The following is a 22123-nucleotide window of genomic DNA, read 5'->3' as shown; positions in this document are numbered from 1 at the left end:
TCACTCCCTTAAATTATATCTTCCACTTTGCCTATCTTATAAGCTTTACCCATAGTTGAATTTAAAAAAACACCCCTAAAGTAAATTCCTTTCGCAGAAATAGGTTTATTATCTTTAATTACTTTAAGAAAGGCTTTTAAATTTTCTAGCAAGTCATCAATATCAAATTTAATATTTCCTAATTTACCATGAATAACACCATTTTTATCTGTTCTAAATTTTACCTGACCAGACTTAATGGTTTTAATAGCTTCTGCAATGTTAGAAGTCACAGTACCAAATTTAGGGTTAGGCATCAGCCCTTTAGCACCCAATACTTTTGCAATAGGAGTGATTTTTGCCATAAAATCAGGAGTAGTAATGCACCAATCAACATCTAACTTTCTACCTTTTTTTATTTCTTCAACTAAATCCTCTCCTCCTGCAATATCAGCACCAGCTTTTTCAGCTTCTAATAAATGTTTATCTTGAGCGAAAACAGCTACTTTAATATTCTTCCCGATACCTTTAGGCAAAACTACTGTACCACGCACCTGCTCTTCAGATTTACGTGAATCTACGCCTAAATTGACTGCAATATCAACTGATTCATTAAATTTTGCTGAAGCAGACTCAACAATCTTCTTCAAACACTGCTTAGGATTATCATTATATGTATTCATTTACCTAACCTTCCACAACTTCTATACCCATAGATTTTGCAGTGCCTACAACCATTTTCACTGCTGAATCTTCATTATCCACTTTCATATCAACCATCTTGCACTTTGCTACTTTAATTATAGCAGACATAGGTAATTTAGCCACTAATTCTTTACCAGGATTACCAGAACTTTTACTTAATTTAGCCTCCTGCTTAAGTAAATAAGCCACAGGCGGACCGCTGACAGTAAAATCATGAGAGCGATCATCCTTTATGGAAATTCGCACTGTTACTAAATCACCTACTTTATAATTAGCGTTAGCAGCACTAGTAACTTTATTAAAAGCTTCACAAAACTTAGGAACAGGTATACCACGTGGACCAAGTACTGAAGCAATTTTCGGTCCTGGAACTGCTTTCCCAGCTTCCATAAGTAAGTTAATCTTAGCAACTATAACACTCATAATTAATCCTCTATTTTCTCTACTTGAGCCAGATCAAGCTCTATTATTGTCGGCTTACCTAAAATCGATACTTCCACATTAATAATTTTTTTCTCATCGTTTACCATATTTACCTTACCAGTAAAATTTTGAAAAAGACCATCATTAATTTTCACTTTTTCACCTTTTTCATAACCATAACCTAACTTCTTTGTCTCTTGAGCATTATAAAGTGCATTACACATTGAGTGAATCTCATCATCCAAAATCACCTTTGGAATATTACCGTTTTTCAAAAATCCATAAACCTTAAGAGATTTTGGTATATTATTGATAAAATTCAATACTTCATCGCATAAATTCACGTATAAAAAGACATAACCAGGAAAGCATTTCCTTCGTGTAGCAATTTTCTTAGATTTCAACTCTACTTCACTTAGCTCTTCATATGGAATAAAAACTTCCTTAAAGTAATCATTAACACCCAATCTCATAGAATTTTCCAATATATGTTGGCGCACTTTCTCTTCACAATTGGAAGCAACTCTCAAGATATACCATTTATATCTATTAAATTCTTTACACTTTAAACTTATCTCATCATCTGAAATCATCTCAAAATCACCAGATTCGCCACTGCAGAATCCAGGCGTTTGATTCAAAATATTTTTGCTTTCATCACACAGATGCATATATACATACACTTCACATAATTCTTTTATATCAGACTTTGAATTACATACCGTTTGATAAGGAATAAACACTTCCTTAAAATAAACAGCATTACTTACCAATTCGCGTATGTTTTGCTCATATCCATAATCAACTTTAATGATATACCATTTATATTCACATTCCATAAATAATTCCAAATAAAGCCTTAATTACGTAAAGAGACATAAAATCCACAAAACAGAAGAAAATCGAAAAGCATAATATAACAATCATTACAACAAATAGAGATGACAACACCTCCTGTTTCTTTACCCAAGCAATTCTTCGTATTTCTTGCTTTATATCACAGAAAAAACCACACAAACTTTTTAACATTTCCACCACAACATTAATGCAGGAGCGATAGGAATTGAACCTACAACCTCTGGTTTTGGAGACCAGCGCTCTACCAATTGAGCTACACTCCTATAACTCAAACTCTCACTCCAAAATTTCAGAAACAACACCAGAACCAACAGTTCTACCGCCTTCTCTTATCGCAAAACGCAATCCCTTATCCATTGCTATCGGTACTTGCAATTCTACTTCTACACTCACATTATCTCCTGGCATTACCATCTCCTTCCCATCTAGCAATTTTATGCTCCCAGTTACATCCGTTGTCCTTAAATAAAACTGTGGCTGGTAATTCGCAAAAAATGGTGTATGCCTTCCTCCTTCCTCTTTCTTTAATATATAAACCTCCGCCTTAAACTTTCTATGCGGTGTTATCGTCCCCGGTTTCGCTAATACTTGCCCTCTCTCCACTTCTTCTCTTTTTGTTCCTCTTAACAATATTCCTACATTGAGTCCTGCACTTCCCTTATCCAGCAACTTCTTAAACATCTCAACACCTGTGCATATCGTCTTTTGCGTCGCTTTCAGACCTATTATCTCTATCTCTTCTCCCGTCTTTATCTCTCCCTTCTCTATTCTTCCTGTTACCACTGTTCCTCGCCCCGATATCGAAAATACATCTTCGATTGGCAATAAAAATGGTAAATCCACAGGCCTTGGTGGAACCGCTACATATTCATCTAACTTTTCCATCAATTTATCTATTGATTTCTTTCCATATTCGCTGCTGTCATCCTCCAGCGCCTTGAGCGCTGAACCAACCACCACAGGCACTTCATCCCCTGGAAATCCGTATTTACTCAGTAATTCCCTCACTTCCATTTCTACTAAATCTATCATATCAGCATCAGCAACATCAGCTTTATTTATATACACCACGATATATCCAACACCTACCTGCTTCGCCAGCAATATATGCTCTCTCGTTTGTGGCATTGGCCCATCAACCCCCGACACTACCAATATCGCCGCATCCATCTGTGCTGCACCTACTATCATGTTCTTTACATAGTCAGCGTGTCCAGGACAATCAACGTGTGCATAATGCCTTTTTTCCGTCTGATACTCAACATGCGCTGTTGCTATCGTTATCCCCCTCTTCCTTTCTTCTGGCGCTTTATCTATCTGATCGTACGCTACAAAATTTCCATAATGCTTCGTTATCGCCGCTGTTAACGTCGTCTTCCCATGATCCACATGTCCTATTGTTCCCACATTTACATGCGGCTTTCCAAATGCTTCCACTACTGCTGTCATAATTATTACCCTTAATTATACTCTAACTTTAACTCATCAACCACATATTGTGGCACTTGCTCATAACAAGAAAAATGCATACTATACTGCGCCCTTCCCTGAGACATAGAACGCAAAACGTTGATATAACCAAACATATTTGCAAGAGGTACCGAAGCAGTAATTATTTTACTATTATTACCTAAATCGAGCATATCAGCAACATTTCCTCTTCTACTATTTATATCACCCATAACATCACCCATATATTCTTCAGGAGTAATGATTTCAACTTTCATTATAGGCTCCAGCATTTTTGGACCAGCTTTATTTGCCATCTCTTTAAAAGCACCTTTAGCAGCAAGTTCAAAAGCTAAAGGACTAGAATCAACCTCATGAAAAGCACCATCAAGAAGGGTAGCCTTAAAATCAATCAACGGAAATCCCAAAATTATACCACCTTCTTTTATCAACTCCAAGCCATTTTCTACCCCAGGAATATACTCTTTTGGAATAGCACCACCTACAATTTTACTTTCAAATTGAAACCCAGAACCAGGCTCAAGAGGTTCAAATTTTATTTTAACCTTAGCAAACTGACCAGCTCCACCAGATTGTTTTTTATGAGTGTAATCAATTTCAACAGATTTAGTGATAGTTTCACGATATGCAACCTGAGGAGCACCGACGTTAGCCTCAACGTTAAATTCGCGCTTCATTCTATCAACAATAATCTCAAGATGGAGCTCACCCATGCCTTTCAATATAGTCTGGCCACTTTCCGCATTTACTGACATTCTCAAAGAAGGATCTTCTGCAACCAACCTATTTAGAGCAATACCTAATTTTTCCTGATCTGAAGTGGTTTTAGGTTCTACAGCAATTTCAATAACAGGCTCAGGAAATTCCATACGCTCCAATAATATAGGAAAATCAACAGAACATAAAGTATCTCCGGTGGTTGTTTTCTTTAGCCCAACTAAAGCAACTATATCTCCAGCCCTAGCCTCAGTTATATCTTCTCGGTTATTTGCATGCATAAGTAACATTCTGCCAATCCCTTCAGTTTCGTTTTTTAACGCATTTGAAACGGTAGATTTAGACTTTAATTTACCAGAATAAATACGGATAAACGTCAAGCTGCCTACAAATTTATCCGTCATCACTTTAAATGCAAGAGCAACAAATTTCTCTTTTTCTGAAGGTTTGACCTCAATTTTCTTTTCTGAATCTTTAGGATCAATTCCAACAATTACATCAACATCAATAGGAGAAGGTAAAAAGTCAACCACAGCATCTAAAAGTGGTTGTACGCCTTTATTTTTAAAAGCTGATCCACATAACACAGGAACAAATTTTCCTTTAATGGTCCCATTTCTCACGCATTTTTTCAGTAAATCCACTGGCAGATCATTAGACTCAAAGTAAGTATTCATCGCTTCATCATCCATCTCAGCTGCAGCATCTAATAAAAGATTTCGATATTCTTGAGCCTTATCAAGCAAATCAGAAGGAATATCTTCATAAGAAAATTTAGCGCCCAACGTTTCTTCTTGCCATATAATGGCTTTCATAGAAATAAGGTCAATTATACCTTTGAAATCTTTCTCACTCCCTATTGGTAAATGAATAACTAAAGGTGCTGCACCAAGCTTCGTCTTTATCATATCAACACATCGATAAAAATTTGCCCCTATCCTATCCATCTTATTAACAAAGCAGATACGAGGAACGCTATATTTATCAGCTTGACGCCACACTGTCTCAGATTGAGGTTCAACTCCAGCAACTCCATCAAATACAGCAACTGCACCATCCAAAACCCTTAAAGATCTCTCAACTTCAATAGTGAAATCAACGTGACCAGGAGTGTCTATTATATTGACCCTATGATCATTCCAAAAACATGTTGTTGCAGCAGATGTGATTGTAATACCACGCTCTTTTTCCTGCTCCATCCAATCCATAGAAGCTGCACCATCGTGCACTTCACCAATTCTATTTTGCTTACCAGTATAAAATAAAATACGCTCTGTTGTGGTAGTCTTACCAGCATCTATGTGAGCCATTATCCCTATATTTCTGTATTTAGATATTCCAATTTCCATATCACAATTAATTAGCTAACATTAAAAACGAAGATGAGAAAATGCCTTATTAGCTTCAGCCATTTTATATTTTTCTTCGCACATCTTAAACGCACCACCGCGTTTATTATAAGCATCCAGTATTTCAGATTGCAAACAATCAACAGTGGTTTTTCCACTCTTTTTTCGAGCAGCAGAAGTTGCTTTAGCAATCCACCTTAACGCTAAAGAAACCGCTCTATCTTGTCGAACTTCAACAGGTACTTGATAAGTTGCACCACCAATGCGTCGAGAACGCACTTCTATAGAAGGAGTAACATTTCCTACTGCTGTCTCAAAAATTGATAACCCACCTTCGCCTATTTTCTTTTCAGCTAAAGACAAAGCGTCATAGATAATCTTTTCTGCAGTAGATTTTTTACCACATTTCATGATTGTATTAATGAAACGCATCAGCAAAACACTGCCGTAACGCGAATCAGGACTTATTTCTCTTTTTTTTGCTTTATTCCGACGAGCCATAAACTTTAACCAGATTTCTTTACACCATATTTTGAACGAGCTTTCTTTCGATTTTGCACACCACGCAGATCAAGGGCACCTCTTATTATGTGATAACGCACACCTGGCAAATCTTTAACCCGCCCACCACGTATCAAAACAACAGAGTGTTCTTGTAAATTATGACCTTCACCAGGTATATAAGCCGTCACTTCACCATACCCACTAATTTTTACTCTGGCTACTTTACGGAGTGCTGAGTTAGGCTTTCTAGGAGTTGTAGTATACACCTTAGTGCAAACACCTCTCCTTTGAGGGTTGCTTTCTCCCAAAGCTGGTACCTTTTTCTTATGGGTCAATCCTAATCTACCCTTACGTATTAATTGATTTATCGTAGGCATATGTTATAAACTCAAGCTCATTAAAATAACTAAGTTTTTAGTTATAAAATAATAAACCTCAATAGTCAATATAAAAATAAACATTACTACTCTAATAATTAAGCTCAACTGCCTTGAAAGCCATCAGTAGACTTCTTGCACTACCTCCCAAGCCACAACTGTCATTCAGTAGAAACGAAAAAACTTACTTGACACCCTTCGCCAGCCCCATTATCATGGTACTGAAGGTATTCATTTATCTTCAATCTGTGCAGATTAAATGACAACAGTATTACGTAATTGGCGTCTTATTTTTAATTTTTTGCACTATGCACACTTTACTTCTTCACAACATTTCTGGGTTTTTACCTATATAAGCTGAAACGCGCTTATAAAGCGTTTAAGACAGTATAGTACGCCAATTTGCAGGATTAGAGAGTGACAACTAGCTAATACGGGATATCTTTTGCCTTTTTTTTGCTTAGTAAATTTCTTAAACATTTAAACTAAGGTGAGTTGCATTTAAAAGCAGCTAAATTGCAGTGTTTAAGACTTAAAAAACGCCAATACTGAAAATAGACAATGACTAGGGCTTCTTTTGCCTTTTTTTTGCTTGGTAAATTTCTTAATATTTATGGCAACATGAACTGGGCAGGAAGGTGTCATTCCAGTGCTTGACACTGGAATCCAGTTTTCCATATAATCTCATCGAAAATGTTGTAACCACTTTCTGTGCTAGTTTGCTTGCTTACAAGCAAACTTTTCTGGATCTCAGAGCCTGTCTTGAAAAGAAATGAGAAAGAGAATATGATGAGATAAGTAAAAAATAGTAGGTAAAAATGTATCCAAGTGATATAAGTGACAAAGAATGGGAAATTTTGGAGCCAAGTGTTGCACAAGGTGCAGTAGGACGGCCAAGAAAGTACAATATTAGAACAATTATTAATGCAATAAGATACATAATGAAAGGTGGTTGCCAGTGGAGAATGCTGCCAAAAGATTTTCCGCCATGGAAAACGGTGTATGATTATTTTCTCAGGTGGCGTAATAGTGGCAAATTGGAAGAAATACACGATATGTTAGTAAAAAAGGTAAGAAAAATGGTTGGCAAAAATGAAATACCTTCGGTAGGAATAATTGACAGTCAATCAGTGAAAACCACTCAAAAAGGGGATCCAGAGGATATGATGCTGGCAAGAAAATAAAGGGTAGAAAACGTCACATCATTGTGGATACAATAGGCCTAATTATTACAGCTGATGTTCATAGTGCAGGCATTCAAGATCGTGATGGTGCTCTAAATCTTTTTACTCAAGCTAAACGAAAAGCTTCAACGCTACAAAGGTTTCTCGCTGATCAGGGATATATTGGTAAATTGCAAAATTACTGTTTATTGAAAACAGGATGTTTATTGACGATTACTAAAAAAGCAGCTGATGCTGTAGGATTTCAAGTTATTCCTAAACGGTGGATTGTTGAAAGAACTTTTGCTTGGCTTTCCAATTTTAGACGTATGAGCAAGGATTATGAGCATTCTCCTCTTACTTCAAAAACTAATATCTCCTTTAATATGATTACTATTATGCTTGCTAAATTAGCTGCTTAGTTCCTTTCAAGACAGGTTCTCAGTGTCTGGGCACTGGGATGACAGGGGAGGGAGGCTACTTGGATGACACCATTCTTTTTCCTGGATCCAAGTAGTCAGGGCACTGGGATGACAGGAGAAGGTACTAGGATGACACCCTGACCTCGTCGTCCCGCTACGTGTTAGCGGAATCTAGAGATACCGTGACGGTATGACGTAAAGCTCGCATTAGCTATACTTTTATGCTCACCAACTTAGCTGGATCCAAGTAGTCAAGCTACTTGGATCTGCAAATTGCAATGTTCGTACAGCTGCGTGCTTGACACTGGGATTTAGTGCAGCTACCCTAAACTGGAAGCTCATCTTGCTATTTTTGGCTGAAAGAAACATATTTTTAGAATAATGAAAACAATCAGCACTTTAATTCAAGAAGGATCGGAGTTATTATCGTCACATAAAGTTGAATCACCACATTTAGATTGTGAAATCATCATGCAGCACGTACTTGGAGTGGAAAGATCATTTATAATTGTGAACCATGCTGATCAAGTGCCGATGGAGAAAGAACTTTTATTTTGGAAATTAACAAAAAAAAGAGCGGAAAGATATCCAATATCGCAAATAATAGGTAATCGTGAATTCTGGAGTAAAAATTTTATAGTTAACCAGCATGTTTTAGATCCAAGGCCAGATAGTGAAACAATAATCCTAGCAGTGTTAAAATATTACCCAAACAAAAAACAGAAACTAAAAATTGCAGATTTTGGTACAGGCACAGGTTGTTTATTGATATCCGTACTTAGTGAGTATGAATATGCTGTTGGCGTCGGTTTTGAAAAAAGCTTGGAAGCATATAAAGTTGCCTATCAGAACACAAAAAAACATGATCTTCTCAGCAGAGCCAAAATATTTCCAAGTTCGTGGACAGAGTGCAGAGGTTCATTCGATCTTATAATCAGTAATCCTCCATATATTAAAAGAAGCAAATTGAAAGACTTGCAAGCTGAAGTGCAAAAGGAACCAAGAATTGCCCTTGATGGTGGTATTGATGGTTTGAGCTGTTACTTGAGCATTTTTCCAATATTGAGAAAGTGCCTTAAAAAAAATGGGTTTGCGATATTGGAGATAGGTGAAGATCAAAGCAATATTGACAAAATAATCCCCTCATACGAATTAGCTTTTCAGGAATATGTATATGACTTAGCGGGAATGAAGAGATGCATTGTTGTGAAAAGAACATAGCTAATGTTTTTTTGCCTTCATCCCATATTATCCTATATCATCCCAGTACCCTCTACCTAGTCATCCAAGTAGCGTGACTACTTGGATCTATATTTAACTAGATCCTATGGTCAAGCCATAGGACGACAGGAACGGTTTTATGCATTTTTTAAAGGGCAACATGTTTAAGCTTTGCTGGCAAAATGGAAAGTAAGACCAGCCTCTATACCGTGTGTGTGAAATAGTTGATTACCTATATTTATTTCCTCAGTTACTTTGCTACCTGAGCTAGGATTAAGCTTCTTTTTTTTATCATTATTAGGGTCGTCTACCACTTGTCCTAACCTTTTTGCTGTAAGCTTAATATCGCTACCAATAGCACCAAAACCTCTATATCCAATATGCATATTTACACCTTCGTTTATGCGATAGTCAAAGCCAGCTTTTAATTGACCTGCGGGTCTTATTGACGGTTTTTCAAACATCGTCATTCTTGTTGCACCGATCCCAATACCAACGTAAGGAGAAAAAGAGAAACGGTCACTTTTCCAATGATGATAAACATTTGCCATTACAGATATGTTCTCAATTTGGTCATGACTAACTGCAGCACTATAGAGATAAGTTTCTTTATTAGGATCCTCACCAGTCTCCTTTAGGTATGAAACAGTTATTTGGCTACTTGTTAAACCAATATTATCCACTTTTACAGAAGAATACATCCCTTCCAATTCAGCCCTATAGCTGTTGTTACCCAATTCTCCTGTGTAACCAAATGCCACATTTGCAGCAAAAGGTGGATTATAATCTCCTTTATACTCACTTAGTGACTGACCTTCTGTGTTCTGAGCACCCCTGTCATTTATAGACAAATTTTTGATACCTGTAGTGCTTGTTTTTAGTACGCTTGTGTTATTTAAATATTGACCGTAATACCCACTACCAAAGTAAAACCCTTCTGTTTCACTTGCAAAAGATTGTTGTGACAACAATAAAGCAAATGCTGTAACCGCTAATGTTTTTTTACTAATCATTATTACTCCCCTAGTTAAAATAGCTAATCTAATACTAATTAATTAAAAATGGCTTAATATGAAAAACCTAATTATTTGCATAACTTGCACTTTTCTGAGCTAAAAATAGGCAAAGTTAACCTTACTTCTCGTCATTTTTTAATTTATCCTCATCTTCAAATTCATCCTCCTCTTCTTCGTCATCAAACCCATCATCGCTCCTATCCTCATCTTCCTCGTCATCATCTTCAAACTTATCGTCGATATCTTCATCATCAATATCTTCGTCTGCAAATTCATCTGATTCATCATATACTGCATCTTCGGTTTTAGTTTCAGCAGGATAATCAACTGAATTAGGTCCCTCAAGAACATTATTCCCCTCGTTATTAACCTTATCTTTGCTCGCAGCGGCAGAAAGAACTTTGTTTGGGTCATATGGTTCTTGTGTAGGCACACGAGTTTGTTTGAGCAGCCTTCTTGTGAAGGTGGTATCACTGTAGTACAAAATTTTCTTTGATTTAATTGGGTAAGTCGACTCTATTAAAATTATCTGATCGTCACGTGGCAACATAATAACTTCTTGAGGCAATAGCAATGCTCTCTGTATTTCAGAGATATGTAATGACCTTGAAGCAGGATTTAAATCTAAAAATTTAGGCTTATTCAACGATTCTTGTTGTACAGTTTTGTTTCCTATAAGTTGCGATATTAAATTAGCTGTTTCAATATTATTGGCTGCAAAAGTTATTCTGTAAGTCGAGTTTGACAAAAAGGAGTTCATCCCTGCTTCTTCGTATATTCCTTTGAGCTGCTCAGTATCTTGAACAATTAAGAATAACCTAACTCGATAACCACGAAAATATGCAATACCTGTTTGAAATTGCTCCATTTTTCCAAGTGTAGGAAACTCATCCATTAAAAACAATACGCCATAAGGCTCGTCATCCGATGGCAATTTTCTACATAAAAACTCAGTTGCCTGTTGGTAAAAAACCTGCATTAAAGGCCTGAGCCTAGTCAAGTTGTCAGGAGTTAAACCAACATAAACTGTAATTTTCTTCTTTTTAAAATCTAGAATATTAAAATCACTTGACGCAGTTGCAGTATCAATCAATGGGTTTGCCCACAATTCAAGTGATGAGTTCATGGTTGATACAACACCTGACCTTTCTTTATCAGCTTTTTGTAAAAAAGCTGCAATATTCATATATGCTACAGGGTGTAGTATTTTACCCATTGTATCAAGAGCAACAGCAAGATTATAAACCACGTCATCACTACGCATCGTACGCACAACTTCACCAAAAGATTTAACTTTCTCTGGTGCAGCAAGTAAGTATAATACCACTCCAACAAATAAGCTTCTTGCTTCATTCTGCCAAAAGTCTTGTTCAGGCATGATTAGGTTAGCTATTTTCTGCACATCGTCAACCATCTGCCCAGGTTTTTCACTAATCCATTGTAATGGATTGTAACAGTGACTTATTCCATCTGGCTGCGCTGGATTCCATACGTATACTTTTTGTCCTTGTCGTTCTCGCCAACCACTTGTTATTTCATAGTTTTCTAATTTTATGTCGTGTACAATTACCGAGTCAGTCCAAAATAATAAATTAGGAATTACAAAGCCAACACCCTTACCAGAACCTGTAGGTGCAAATAACAATGCATGCTGAAACCCATCAGAAATGAAGTATCCTCTTTTATCTTTACCAAGCAATAATCCCTTTTTGCTTCTTAATCCTGCTTTTCGTATGTCTTTCTCTGATGCCCACTGCGAATCTCCATGAAGTGATTCCTTCTTTTTAAATGGTCGCCACTCAATTATCCTTTCTCTTAAATTCCATAAGATAATCATTAAAACAATGATAGGCAGTGCAGAAGATATAATTAATGTGATTTTGAGCTCAAGGCTATATAACTCTGGATGATGCCAACAATATTGTATATGATCAAAAATCGTTGGCCAAAGAGCTTGAGGGAAAGGCGTCAAACTAGGATTAATTGCCTTAAAATCCACAGCATCCGGACCATCAGCAAACAGAACAAACAATATACCAGATAGATAGAAGCAAAACTCAAGTACGCTAAAAGCTACTACACCTCCTATGAGAATATTACGTAGGTGATTTCCATTACTCATAAACTACTCTTCCTTAACTTATATATAAATTTAAGCATTTTCGCTCGCAGATCTAGTAAATAATATCTCAGAAATGCTTCTTTTGCCCCCACCGGTTCTTTTTAGCTGAATAACAATATCAATCACATTTCTAATGTATGGTATAATTTGGTCTGGAGGAATGCCAAGGTTTGCTTGCATAACCATCAGTTTTATTTGCTCAAGGGCCATTGTTGGACTATCCGCATGAAGGGTTGATATTGATCCAGGGTGACCAGTATTTATCGCCCTAAGAAAACTAAAAGCTTCCGCTCCACGGAGCTCACCAACTATTATTCTGTCTGGCCTTAAACGTAAGCACGCTTCTATCAAATCTTGAGTGGTTACTTTTGCTCTGCCCTGCCCTCCTTTAGAGGCAATTAGATGGACTTTATTGGGATGATCGTTCAAAACGATTTCCCTTGCATCCTCAACAGTAATAATTCTTTCCTCATCTGGAATAGCACGCAAAGTAGCATTAGTAAAAGTAGTCTTACCAGTGGAAGTTCCACCACTAATTATAATATTTTTCTTACTTATTACAGCGTATTCTAAAAACTCTTTTATTTTTTTTTGCCTTAACAATAAATCCAAATGACGGTCAACTGGATTATCAGTTGCTTCTGTAACAGTTTCAGAAAAAGCCCCCATTTTTTCGTAATCATCGAGTGCTAACTGCATGCTAGAAGGCTTACGAATCGACATGACTACTTTATCAGGTTCACATGCTGGCGGAAATACTATCTGTATACGATAACCATTTGGTAATGTTGCCGAAAGTAACGGCGCTTCTTCGCTAAGTTTTTGTTCTGTAGCTTGAGCAATCAGTCTGCCAAGAGATTTCAAATGGTTAAGATCGAATACTTCTAATTTTTCACACCTTATTTCACCGCGATTTTCAATCCATACTTCCTTTGGCTTATTTATTGATATTTCATTTACGCCTTCTTCTTGAAATATGCCTTGTAATGGCTCCAAATATGTATCAAGTGCAGCATAGTTCATTTCATTGATTTAATATTGCCTGTGGAGGAAATACTATATCTTGGTTAACAAATACTTTCAATGCAGTGCCTTGATCAACATAAATAGTTGGTTTTTTATCTGTATATCTGCCCACTACATCCCGCATATCTTTAGAAAAATCCTCGATTGATTTCCCGATTGCTTCATCATAAACAGACTTGCTTTTTCTTTGAATTTGTTCTAACAGTTGATTTACAATTTCCAGGCTTATATTTACCTCGTCTTCTTCAATTCCTAGTGCTTTTGCTATTTCCTCTTTCATTATTTTTAGTAAATCTTGTCTGCTTTTGGCACTCCGAATTCTTCCGATAGCCCCAAGGCCTAATTTCCATTTGTCACTAGATATCTTCTTTTCTGGGTCAATAATGAGTTGGAGAGAAGAAAAATCTATTTCGGTTGCAGTGATAGACTTTACTGCATCTCTGACAGTTAGCGTATCAACAAGATTAGAAGCCTTTTGCCCTATAACAGCAGAACCAATCGAAACACCAGCAAGTGTCACCGAAGAGAATAACGCACTTACTATTTTGTTATCAACTATTCCTGCTATTCCTGCTCTACCAAGCTCGTCAGTACTAAGTGATGAGATTGCAATATCTATTCCATGTGGCAGAATCACTCTATTCCAGTTTATATTTACACGAGATTTAGCAACATTCGAGTCAAATGAATAACTGCCTATCAATCTTGAGCCTTTAGGTATTAAAACTGTATCACCAGTTTCTGCATAAACATCTCTACTCACCATAGCACGCAGCATTCCTTGCAGATCAGAGTTTATTGCAGTTTCAAGAACAGCATCAATAATTTTACCTTGAGTAATCATTAAACCAAGCTTTCCTACTCTGGTAGCTTTGCTCGATTGTGCTGAAGTGTCGGATAAAATAGCATCAGCAGCCTTGTTCTCTCCACTACCACCTGAAATTGTCAACATCTGTGCACTACGTCTGTCTCTAGGATAACCGCCACCCCCTATTGTAGGAAACGAGGTAGGTAAATTGCCCATAACATTACTAGAAGGAAAATTTTGCTTTGGCAAAATAGGTATATTTGACACAGGAGTTTCTTTTGGTTTCTCTTCTTCTTTTTTCATCACTTCTTCTTTTCTAATTTGTTTTATTTCTGGTATGATTAGTGGTGTAGGAAGAGGAGGTAAGGGTGGTAAGGGATCAGTTATTATTCTTTCAGGAACCATTACATTATCTGGAACTTGTTCCAACTTTCCTTTCAATTCTTGAACGTTTTGCTTTGTTTCCTCTTTTTTAATAACTTCTGAACCCTCTTTAGGAGAAGGACTAAAATAGAGATAATACACTCCACCAGCCAGAAGCACTAAAATAATGACCATCAATGCCCTATGACCTTGATTAGAGCCAACTGTTACTACCTTATTCTCTATTTCTGATTCATCTTCTGAATTGTTACGCCTTTCTTTATTCATATTGCATGTACCACAGCTAAAGTGACCTATTTATAATTTCAACTTCACCATCTTCATAACGCATAAATAGCTTTTTATGTACTCCTTTTATTATAACATAATCATCAAATAACAGCCTTTTACAAGGTTTATCCTCCCCTTCTACAAAAACCTGAGGTATTTTATTATTATTTCTAAATTTTAAATAGGTTAAATAACCATCATCAAATAACTCGATCGGAACTATATCCGCATTACCACCTTCATCAATATATGTATAATTGTACTTCGTATCATTTTCTTGTATTATTTTTTCTAGCTTGTCTGTAGTATATTGCATTTGAGTAGGTAAAGAAACCTCATCTAAATCAACATCAAATTCACCTTCTTCTTGAGGATAATAAAAACGTACTACGTAAGATATATCCTTTTCAGCAGAATAATCGTGATCTACTTTCTTAGCATCAGTATCCGGGTATTTATCGTAGTTTGGCCTTGAGATTAAATCAAAAATGTAATTTCTTTTTTTAGTTGTCGTAATAATCATGTTAGTGCGACTACTAACTTCAAATGGCATGATAAGCAATTTATTGTCATAAGGATTAATTTTCCAACTTGATGCATCACCAACAGCGATATTTTTAACTTTTTCTCCTTCCGCAAATTCAATATAAGAATAGTAACCCTGACTAAAAACCACCGTAAATACTTCATTAGGGCTATACACAAAAGTCTTTATTCTACTATCTATAGAAATAGGCTCATTATAATTAATGGATGCGTTTAAATTGCCACTTACAAGTAAAGCTAAAACTAATAATATCCTATACATATTCATCATCTACTCTATATGAAATAACTTGAAATCCTAATGGGTTAATATATCTTTGCTGATCATCCATTTCAAGCGATGCATATCTATATGACATAATAACTATCTTATTTTTTCTCGTAGAACTTCCATCTTTCCGTGTAAATTCCACAAAAAATCTCACCTGAAGAGCATCGTTACCCAACTTTTGAATTGAGCGAATTTTAAATTCACTTTTGGTATCTGAATATAAATTAAAAAGATCATCCATATTCTGCGATCCTACATAATTTCTAAATTCATTATACACATTAGGTGAGGAAAACAACCTCACCTTTGTATAATAGTTATAATTATAATGATATGGATCAAAAACCTCCCTTGCTTTTATATACTCTGAAATAAAATAATCGTTTAGCGCTTCATCTGCAGAATACTGTTTTACTGTGACAGGATCAACCAATTGCACTATTCCTGATTTCTTGTCAATTTCTATAACAAATGGCTCAATAGTGCTACTTGTGCTAATTTTAAATATGACTAATATGCTGATAGAGATCGTTGCTAATAATATTAATGCAAATAAAAGTAGAATATTCCTTTGAGCAATAACTGTGCTGTAGCGGTTTGAATTCCAATTTATATCCTTATCTAAGGATTCAGTATTTTTTTCTCGCTTAAAAAATCTTAGCATTTTAGTATTCCTAAAAATCTTAACTTATGTTAATAAACATAGCAAATTAACAAAGTAGTTACAGCAAAAAAGCTAAAAAACTCTTAATCTATGGCCTAATTTACCAAACTTTGTCTCCATATATGAATCGTTATATTTATTACGTTCCACAATAAGTGGTAGACACTTTGTAACTCCTATACCACTACTTTCCAATTCTGACAATTTCCTATCATTGTTTGTAAGTAATTGGATTTTGTTAATGTTCAATTTCTTAAGCATTTTAGCTGCAACAGCAAAACTCCTTTCATCATCTTCAAAACCCAATATTCTATTTGCATCAACAGTATCAAGATTATGTCCTCTTTGCATACTGTACGCTCTTAACTTATTAGTTAAACCAATGCCTCTTCCATCTTGCATCAAATACAATATAATACCACTTCCAGAGTCAGCTATCATTTGAATTGCTTGATGTAACTGACTTCTGCAATCGCATGACAAGCTATCTAACAAGTCACCCGTATAGCACGAAGAATGAATTCTCACTAATGGTTCGTCATCTTTATCTGGATTGCCAATGATAATTGCATGATGTTCTCTTTCACCACTTTCGGTTCTATAAGATATGATATTTACTTCTTGAGTCTGTTTTAAAAATAATGATGTTTTGCACACTTCATATACATCCTGATTTTCTTGAAAATTATTTATGAATGACGTGTCCAGTGCAATAACGTCATTTTTCTCGCACCAATTTCGCATTTCATGGTTATTCTCAAAAGTCATATCAGCCACTAACGCGTATGGCAATAATTCTGAGAACTTAAGCAAGGCAATAGCACATTCATCTATTGTCTTTGAGCATTGCAACTCTTTTATGCAATCCTCCTTTGAACAGTTTATTAAATAGAGCAGTTCATCAAAATTATTCACCAACAGACGTTTGCTGTTATGTTCTTTATTCTGAGATATGTATTTTACCTTACTTGAAGTTAAAGTAACATATACATTACTTGATGTAAGCTTGTATTGATTAAATAAATCTCTTTCTAAAGCCTCAGCAGCAGCAAACAATAGGTAATTACTTTCATCATATATTACAATTGGCCGACCGCGCCTGATTTCGCTGATAGCTCTTTCTACCTTATTGCTACTCTGATTTCCTATAAACATTTTTACCCATATTAAACAGCGATAAAAACTGGTGCGGCCGAGAAGACTTGAACTTCCAAGGCCTTATGAGCCACAGCGACCTCAACGCTGCGTGTCTACCAATTCCACCACGGCCGCACTATATTCTAGTTTTTATATAATTATTTTAAATTACTTAATCATTTTAGAATTTTTCATCTAGAGTGTCAATCTGATACTAGAATAATTTAGAAATTGTTTGTATAATTTGATTATGAATTTTGTGATTATAAATTTTAATCATTTAAGATAACCTTACTACTAATTTTTAACTTAGGTTTTTATACAAATGAATATAGCTAATATCTTTATTTTTTTAGCTCTCTCTCTTATAACTAGCTTTCATTTCGTCCATGCACAAATATTATACACATGGTCTCAAGTTATCCCAGAAAATAAACTAAGCATACGCGCAATTACGGACAATGACATGTGTCCCATTGTTTATGTTGATGGCGAGGAAACAGAAATGCTGAATCGCAGCTCAATTAACAATGGTGATCATAACGAAACAGTTTGTGAACTGACAGTACAAACAAGTGCCAAAAACATTAGTATTGAGGATCTACGGGTTCCTATATTACCAAAAAAGGTTAATAAAATTGCTTTCATTGGTGACACGGGCTGTAGAATAAATATGTTATTTCAGCAGGAATGTAATTCGGTAGATAGCTGGCCTTTAAAAAAAAATTTAGATTCAATCGCCCTTCATAAACCAGATTTAATTATCCATGTTGGTGATTATCATTATAGACAAACAAAATGTAGAAATACAAAAAAGTGTGGCGATATTTATGGATATAATAAAGAAGTTTGGTACGCTGATTGGTTTGAGCCTGCAAAGGATATTTTATCACAATCCCCTTTCCTTTTTGTTCGTGGAAACCATGAGAGTTGTGATAGAGCTTATGAAGGATGGTTCAGGTATCTAGATTCATACCCCTTTTCGTCTGAAAAATGTGGAAACTTCGTTTCTAGTTGGTCCTTAGATGCTGGACCGATGAAATTTTTTATCTTCGACTCTTCATCCGGTGAGGATATTTTTACAACCCAAAGCACAATTGATGCTTTTGAGAGGCAATTTGATAAATTGATACAAAATAGTTCTGACAAGCCCATGTGGTTTTTAACTCATAAACCGCTTTGGAGATCTCCAAAAAAAGAATTTTTGACATTAAAAAGCCATGGTAATCTTACACAAATCGAAGCTTTTGGAGATAAATTTCCAAGCAATGTTACTACCATAATTTCTGGCCACATTCATATAGCCCAGATTTTATTAATGGATAATGTTCCAGACCAAATTATAGTTGGAAACGGTGGTGCATCATTACACGCTCAAGATCAAGAATCTGTTTATCAAAATGTAGAATTTGACTATTCAAATGGTAAAAACTACTTAGCACACGAGGTTAGAAACTTTTTTGGCTTTGGCTTTGCAATACTAAATTTAGATGATCACGAATTTACCTTCTATAATCAACACAATAAGGAAATGTATTCTGCGAAGCTAACAGAAGATTTTAAACTTAAACGGATTAAAACTATAGTCGATTCATTTTAGGATTTGTTATTAGCTATTTTAAAAACGCTACTTAGAGGTTGTCCGGAAACTAGTAAATTCAAGCATATTCCCTCTTTAACATAACCCTACTCATAGCTAGGTATATGAAATTCTCAGTGGATGTTGTGAGTAAATCATACTCCTTCGATAGCCTTCTATTCCTATTAACCCAAGCAAAAGTCCTTTCTACAACCCATCTTCTTGGCTGTACTTTAAACCCTTGTTCTCTTGTTGGTAGTAGCTCAGGTGGCGTATCTTTGTGCACCCAAAATCTACATGGAGGCCTTTTAACAATTTCAATATCTATGTCATATTCTTCCTTTATGTGATTCTTTAAATTTCTTCCTTGGTATCCCATGTCAGCCCACATTTTTTTAACTTTAGTATATTTTGTTCTCATATTGTTTAATGCTATTTTAATACCATCTCTATCATTTTCGTTAGCAGCGCCTACGTAACAACCTAGTATAAAACCCTGAGTGTCTGTAATTATATGCCTTTTTCTACCCTTTACTTTTTTACTTCCATCATAGCCTTTGATCCCCCCTTTTCTGTAGTCTTTACAGATTGACTATCTACTATACAGGCACTCGGCTGCTCATTCCTTCCTATTTTTCTTCTACTATATTTTGTAATTTCATAATTCATTTTCTCAAAAATTCCCTGCTTCTTCCATTGCCTGAACTGCTCATACACAGTCTTCCATAGCGGAAAATCATTTGGTAAATACCGCCATTGACACCCTGTACGCAATACATAGAAAATTGCTTCTAATATTTCTTTTTTGCTATACTTTGGCGGCCTTCCTCCTTTCTTGTATGATACTCTGAAGTGTTTTTCTATTCTTGCCCATTCCCTTTCGCTTAGATCTGTTGGATACTTTTTTCTCATCTTTACCCCGTACTAAAATTTCAGATATTATAGCCTTTTACTTGTTTCCGGACAACCTCTTATTTCTTTTTCATTGTCGTTGATAAATACTCTACCGTTTTTAACTATTGGCTCAAAAAACTGAGTTATCTGGTAACCTTGTGGTAAATCAGGATAAAAATAATTTTTCCGATCAAAGTAAGAATACTTATTAATTTCTGCAGAAAGTGCAAGACCAGTGCGTATTGCTTGCTCTATGCAGTAATAATTTAGTATTGGCAGCGTACCTGGCATTGCCGCATCAACTAGAGAAACTTGAGTGTTATGCTCAGCACCAAATTCCGTTGATGAGCTAGAAAATAGCTTCGTATTAGAAGAAACTTGAGCATGCACCTCAAGCCCAATTACCGCTTCCCAATCCTCTTTCGTCATGTATTTTATTTAAATGATAATCTTAATATTCTGCAAAATTAGCACAAAAAGTCAAAACAAAACTCATGTTAGCTAAGTGGTATGCAGATTGTTTTACCCATAGAAACGGGTTAAATGCAAAAGATTACTTGACAAGCTTCGCCAGCCCTCTTATCATAAAATTGAAGCTATTTATTTATCTTCTCTGTACAGATTAAATGACAAAAAAACTCACGTATCTGGCGTCTCATGTTTAATTTTTTGCACTATGTGCACCTTATGTCTTTATAAAACTTCTACCTACATAAGCTGAAACGCGCTTATAAAGCGTTTAAAACATAAAAAAACGCCAACTTAAAAAATGGATAGTGAATAACTAGCTACCCTAGGGTTTCTTTTGCCTTTTTTTCTGTTTAGTAAATTTCTTAACGTTTATAATTTAGATTAGTTGCGGTTTAAAAGCAACTGAATCGCGGTTATTAAGAACCTGTCTTGAAAGGAACTAAGCAGCTAATTTAGCAAGCATAATAGTAATCATATTAAAGGAGATATTAGTTTTTGAAGTAAGAGGAGAATGCTCATAATCCTTGCTCATACGTCTAAAGTTGGAAAGCCAAGCAAAAGTTCTTTCAACAATCCACCGTTTAGGAATAACTTGAAATCCTACAGCATCAGCTGCTTTTTTAGTAATCGTCAATAAACATCCTGTTTTCAATAAACAGTAATTTTGCAATTTACCAATATATCCCTGATCAGCGAGAAACCTTTGTAGCGTTGAAGCTTTTCGTTTAGCTTGAGTAAAAAGATTTAGAGCACCATCACGATCTTGAATGCCTGCACTATGAACATCAGCTGTAATAATTAGGCCTATTGTATCCACAATGATGTGACGTTTTCTACCCTTTATTTTCTTGCCAGCATCATATCCTCTGGATCCCCTTTTTGAGTGGTTTTCACTGATTGACTGTCAATTATTCCTACCGAAGGTATTTCATTTTTGCCAACCATTTTTCTTACCTTTTTTACTAACATATCGTGTATTTCTTCCAATTTGCCACTATTACGCCACCTGAGAAAATAATCATACACCGTTTTCCATGGCGGAAAATCTTTTGGCAGCATTCTCCACTGGCAACCACCTTTCATTATGTATCTTATTGCATTAATAATTGTTCTAATATTGTACTTTCTTGGCCGTCCTACTGCACCTTGTGCAACACTTGGCTCCAAAATTTCCCATTCTTTGTCACTTATATCACTTGGATACATTTTTACCTACTATTTTTTACTTATCTCATCATATTCTCTTTCTCATTTCTTTTCAAGACAGGCTCTAAGTGTTTAGAATAAAAAAACGCCATACTTGAAAGTATAATGTAAGTAATTAGCCAACCACGGGGCTTCTTTTGCCTTTTTTTTCGTTTAGTAAATTTCTTAATGTCTGTAGCTAAACGATAACCGTCATCCCGCTACTTGTTAGCGGCCGAGATACCGCGAATGAATCGCGGTATGACGTAGGATTGCTGTCATTCCAGTGCCAAGCACTGGGATCCAGCCTTTATTATTTGGTTGAAATTAAGTCTTCTGGATCCCAGTGTCAGCTACTTGGATGACACCATTCTTTTTCCTGGATTCCAGTGTCTGGGCACTGGAATGACATCCTCCCTTGTGGAGATTGCTCTCAAATCACAATGTTCGTACAGCTATGCAAACACAAAGGTGTCATTCCAGCGCGTGACGCTGGAATCCAGTTGAGCTATTTCAACAAAAATACTGCATTTTGAGATGAACGTCTATTCTCACCAGACTT

Annotated in this window: 20 protein-coding genes, 2 tRNA genes and 2 pseudogenes; 3 read left to right on the top strand and 21 right to left on the bottom strand. The window is 35.8% G+C overall.

Features of this window, described 5'->3' with window-relative positions:
- Nucleotides 1-8: 8 nt before the first annotated feature.
- The 10 genes from rplA to HUB92_RS02150 form a co-directional block, all read right to left on the bottom strand.
- Nucleotides 9-662 (bottom strand): 50S ribosomal protein L1, encoded by a 654-nt coding sequence (gene rplA, locus HUB92_RS02195; protein ID WP_209473153.1) that lies wholly within the window; start codon nt 660-662, stop codon nt 9-11.
- Between the two features lie 4 nt (nt 663-666).
- Nucleotides 667-1107 (bottom strand): 50S ribosomal protein L11, encoded by a 441-nt coding sequence (locus tag HUB92_RS02190; protein ID WP_006279541.1) that lies wholly within the window; start codon nt 1105-1107, stop codon nt 667-669.
- A gap of 2 nt (nt 1108-1109) precedes the next feature.
- Complete coding sequence (gene nusG / locus HUB92_RS02185; protein ID WP_070356705.1) at nt 1110-1946, bottom strand: transcription termination/antitermination protein NusG; 837 nt, start codon at nt 1944-1946, stop codon at nt 1110-1112.
- Nucleotides 1936-2136 carry a preprotein translocase subunit SecE gene (secE, locus tag HUB92_RS02180; RefSeq protein ID WP_022626186.1) on the bottom strand — a complete coding sequence of 67 codons (201 nt, stop codon included), beginning with the start codon at nt 2134-2136 and terminating at the stop codon, nt 1936-1938. The genes nusG and secE overlap by 11 nt, the downstream gene beginning before the upstream one ends.
- A gap of 19 nt (nt 2137-2155) precedes the next feature.
- Nucleotides 2156-2228, bottom strand: a tRNA-Trp gene (locus HUB92_RS02175).
- Nucleotides 2229-2241: 13 nt separating this feature from the next.
- Nucleotides 2242-3414, bottom strand: a complete 1173-nt coding sequence (tuf, locus tag HUB92_RS02170) for an elongation factor Tu (protein WP_010962309.1) — start codon at nt 3412-3414, stop codon at nt 2242-2244.
- Between the two features lie 11 nt (nt 3415-3425).
- Nucleotides 3426-5501, bottom strand: coding sequence for an elongation factor G (gene fusA / locus HUB92_RS02165; protein ID WP_209473152.1), 2076 nt, complete (start codon nt 5499-5501; stop codon nt 3426-3428).
- A gap of 21 nt (nt 5502-5522) precedes the next feature.
- Entirely contained in the window at nt 5523-6002 is a 480-nt protein-coding gene (gene rpsG, locus HUB92_RS02160; protein WP_007549313.1) for a 30S ribosomal protein S7, read from the bottom strand.
- Between the two features lie 5 nt (nt 6003-6007).
- Nucleotides 6008-6382 carry a 30S ribosomal protein S12 gene (gene rpsL / locus HUB92_RS02155; protein WP_006279787.1) on the bottom strand — a complete coding sequence of 125 codons (375 nt, stop codon included), beginning with the start codon at nt 6380-6382 and terminating at the stop codon, nt 6008-6010.
- A gap of 525 nt (nt 6383-6907) precedes the next feature.
- The gene (locus HUB92_RS02150) at nt 6908-7060 is read right to left on the bottom strand and encodes a hypothetical protein (RefSeq protein ID WP_007549315.1); all 153 of its coding nucleotides are present in this window, start codon (nt 7058-7060) and stop codon (nt 6908-6910) included.
- A gap of 140 nt (nt 7061-7200) precedes the next feature.
- Here HUB92_RS02150 and HUB92_RS02145 point away from each other — a divergent pair.
- Nucleotides 7201-7967 (top strand): IS5 family transposase gene (locus HUB92_RS02145; RefSeq protein WP_410543338.1). Its coding sequence is split into 2 segments (ribosomal slippage): nt 7201-7528 and nt 7528-7967, totalling 768 coding nucleotides; the frame shifts between segments, so codons are not numbered across the junction.
- 381 nt (nt 7968-8348) lie between these two features.
- On the top strand, nt 8349-9188 hold the full coding sequence (gene prmC, locus HUB92_RS02140; protein WP_010962305.1) for a peptide chain release factor N(5)-glutamine methyltransferase: 840 nt from the start codon (nt 8349-8351) through the stop codon (nt 9186-9188).
- A gap of 164 nt (nt 9189-9352) precedes the next feature.
- Here the strand turns inward: prmC and HUB92_RS02135 are convergent, their stop codons facing one another.
- The 8 genes from HUB92_RS02135 to HUB92_RS02100 form a co-directional block, all read right to left on the bottom strand.
- The gene (locus tag HUB92_RS02135) at nt 9353-10201 is read right to left on the bottom strand and encodes a P44/Msp2 family outer membrane protein (protein WP_209473150.1); all 849 of its coding nucleotides are present in this window, start codon (nt 10199-10201) and stop codon (nt 9353-9355) included.
- 121 nt (nt 10202-10322) lie between these two features.
- The gene (locus tag HUB92_RS02130; protein WP_077188467.1) at nt 10323-12326 is read right to left on the bottom strand and encodes a type IV secretory system conjugative DNA transfer family protein; all 2004 of its coding nucleotides are present in this window, start codon (nt 12324-12326) and stop codon (nt 10323-10325) included.
- A 30-nt stretch (nt 12327-12356) separates the two neighbouring features.
- Nucleotides 12357-13349 (bottom strand): P-type DNA transfer ATPase VirB11, encoded by a 993-nt coding sequence (virB11, locus tag HUB92_RS02125; protein WP_010962302.1) that lies wholly within the window; start codon nt 13347-13349, stop codon nt 12357-12359.
- 1 nt (nt 13350) lies between these two features.
- Complete coding sequence (locus HUB92_RS02120; protein WP_010962301.1) at nt 13351-14811, bottom strand: TrbI/VirB10 family protein; 1461 nt, start codon at nt 14809-14811, stop codon at nt 13351-13353.
- Nucleotides 14812-14827: 16 nt separating this feature from the next.
- Nucleotides 14828-15628, bottom strand: coding sequence for a P-type conjugative transfer protein VirB9 (virB9, locus tag HUB92_RS02115; RefSeq protein ID WP_174515708.1), 801 nt, complete (start codon nt 15626-15628; stop codon nt 14828-14830).
- Nucleotides 15615-16295, bottom strand: a complete 681-nt coding sequence (locus HUB92_RS02110) for a VirB8 family type IV secretion system protein (RefSeq protein ID WP_151807683.1) — start codon at nt 16293-16295, stop codon at nt 15615-15617. Before HUB92_RS02110 ends, virB9 begins: the two co-directional genes overlap by 14 nt.
- Before the next feature lie 72 nt (nt 16296-16367).
- On the bottom strand, nt 16368-17450 hold the full coding sequence (locus tag HUB92_RS02105) for a GTP cyclohydrolase II (protein WP_209473148.1): 1083 nt from the start codon (nt 17448-17450) through the stop codon (nt 16368-16370).
- A gap of 29 nt (nt 17451-17479) precedes the next feature.
- Nucleotides 17480-17567: transfer RNA gene (locus HUB92_RS02100), tRNA-Leu, on the bottom strand.
- A 190-nt stretch (nt 17568-17757) separates the two neighbouring features.
- Between HUB92_RS02100 and HUB92_RS02095 the strand changes: the two genes are divergently transcribed.
- On the top strand, nt 17758-19032 hold the full coding sequence (locus HUB92_RS02095) for a metallophosphoesterase (RefSeq protein WP_209473146.1): 1275 nt from the start codon (nt 17758-17760) through the stop codon (nt 19030-19032).
- A 58-nt stretch (nt 19033-19090) separates the two neighbouring features.
- On the opposite strand, the pseudogene HUB92_RS02090 reads toward HUB92_RS02095, so the two are convergent.
- From HUB92_RS02090 to HUB92_RS02080, 3 genes and pseudogenes are all read right to left on the bottom strand, one after another.
- Nucleotides 19091-19923, bottom strand: a pseudogene (locus HUB92_RS02090) (IS5 family transposase).
- A 57-nt stretch (nt 19924-19980) separates the two neighbouring features.
- A pseudogene (gene gatB, locus HUB92_RS02085) lies at nt 19981-20334 on the bottom strand (Asp-tRNA(Asn)/Glu-tRNA(Gln) amidotransferase subunit GatB); the annotation flags it as partial.
- Nucleotides 20335-20815: 481 nt separating this feature from the next.
- Nucleotides 20816-21582, bottom strand: a protein-coding gene (locus HUB92_RS02080; RefSeq protein ID WP_410543338.1) for an IS5 family transposase whose coding sequence is annotated in 2 segments (ribosomal slippage) — nt 20816-21255 and nt 21255-21582 — 768 coding nt in all. Because the reading frame shifts where the segments join, the coding sequence is not laid out codon by codon here.
- Between the last annotated feature and the right edge of the window lie 541 nt (nt 21583-22123).

The sequence above is a fragment of the Wolbachia endosymbiont of Wiebesia pumilae genome (assembly GCF_017869285.1).
Lineage (GTDB): Bacteria > Pseudomonadota > Alphaproteobacteria > Rickettsiales > Anaplasmataceae > Wolbachia > Wolbachia pipientis.
Note: the sequence above shows the minus strand (reverse complement) of the source record. Positions and strands in the feature narration are given on the sequence as shown.

Coding starts and splice junctions, on each gene's coding strand:
- rplA (WP_209473153.1), bottom strand. CDS start 662: ATGAATACATATAATGATAATCCTAAGCAGTGTTTGAAGAAGATTGTT.
- HUB92_RS02190 (WP_006279541.1), bottom strand. CDS start 1,107: ATGAGTGTTATAGTTGCTAAGATTAACTTACTTATGGAAGCTGGGAAA.
- nusG (WP_070356705.1), bottom strand. CDS start 1,946: ATGGAATGTGAATATAAATGGTATATCATTAAAGTTGATTATGGATAT.
- secE (WP_022626186.1), bottom strand. CDS start 2,136: ATGTTAAAAAGTTTGTGTGGTTTTTTCTGTGATATAAAGCAAGAAATA.
- tuf (WP_010962309.1), bottom strand. CDS start 3,414: ATGACAGCAGTAGTGGAAGCATTTGGAAAGCCGCATGTAAATGTGGGA.
- fusA (WP_209473152.1), bottom strand. CDS start 5,501: ATGGAAATTGGAATATCTAAATACAGAAATATAGGGATAATGGCTCAC.
- rpsG (WP_007549313.1), bottom strand. CDS start 6,002: ATGGCTCGTCGGAATAAAGCAAAAAAAAGAGAAATAAGTCCTGATTCG.
- rpsL (WP_006279787.1), bottom strand. CDS start 6,382: ATGCCTACGATAAATCAATTAATACGTAAGGGTAGATTAGGATTGACC.
- HUB92_RS02150 (WP_007549315.1), bottom strand. CDS start 7,060: ATGGAAAACTGGATTCCAGTGTCAAGCACTGGAATGACACCTTCCTGC.
- prmC (WP_010962305.1), top strand. CDS start 8,349: ATGAAAACAATCAGCACTTTAATTCAAGAAGGATCGGAGTTATTATCG.
- HUB92_RS02135 (WP_209473150.1), bottom strand. CDS start 10,201: ATGATTAGTAAAAAAACATTAGCGGTTACAGCATTTGCTTTATTGTTG.
- HUB92_RS02130 (WP_077188467.1), bottom strand. CDS start 12,326: ATGAGTAATGGAAATCACCTACGTAATATTCTCATAGGAGGTGTAGTA.
- virB11 (WP_010962302.1), bottom strand. CDS start 13,349: ATGAACTATGCTGCACTTGATACATATTTGGAGCCATTACAAGGCATA.
- HUB92_RS02120 (WP_010962301.1), bottom strand. CDS start 14,811: ATGAATAAAGAAAGGCGTAACAATTCAGAAGATGAATCAGAAATAGAG.
- virB9 (WP_174515708.1), bottom strand. CDS start 15,628: ATGAATATGTATAGGATATTATTAGTTTTAGCTTTACTTGTAAGTGGC.
- HUB92_RS02110 (WP_151807683.1), bottom strand. CDS start 16,295: ATGCTAAGATTTTTTAAGCGAGAAAAAAATACTGAATCCTTAGATAAG.
- HUB92_RS02105 (WP_209473148.1), bottom strand. CDS start 17,450: ATGTTTATAGGAAATCAGAGTAGCAATAAGGTAGAAAGAGCTATCAGC.
- HUB92_RS02095 (WP_209473146.1), top strand. CDS start 17,758: ATGAATATAGCTAATATCTTTATTTTTTTAGCTCTCTCTCTTATAACT.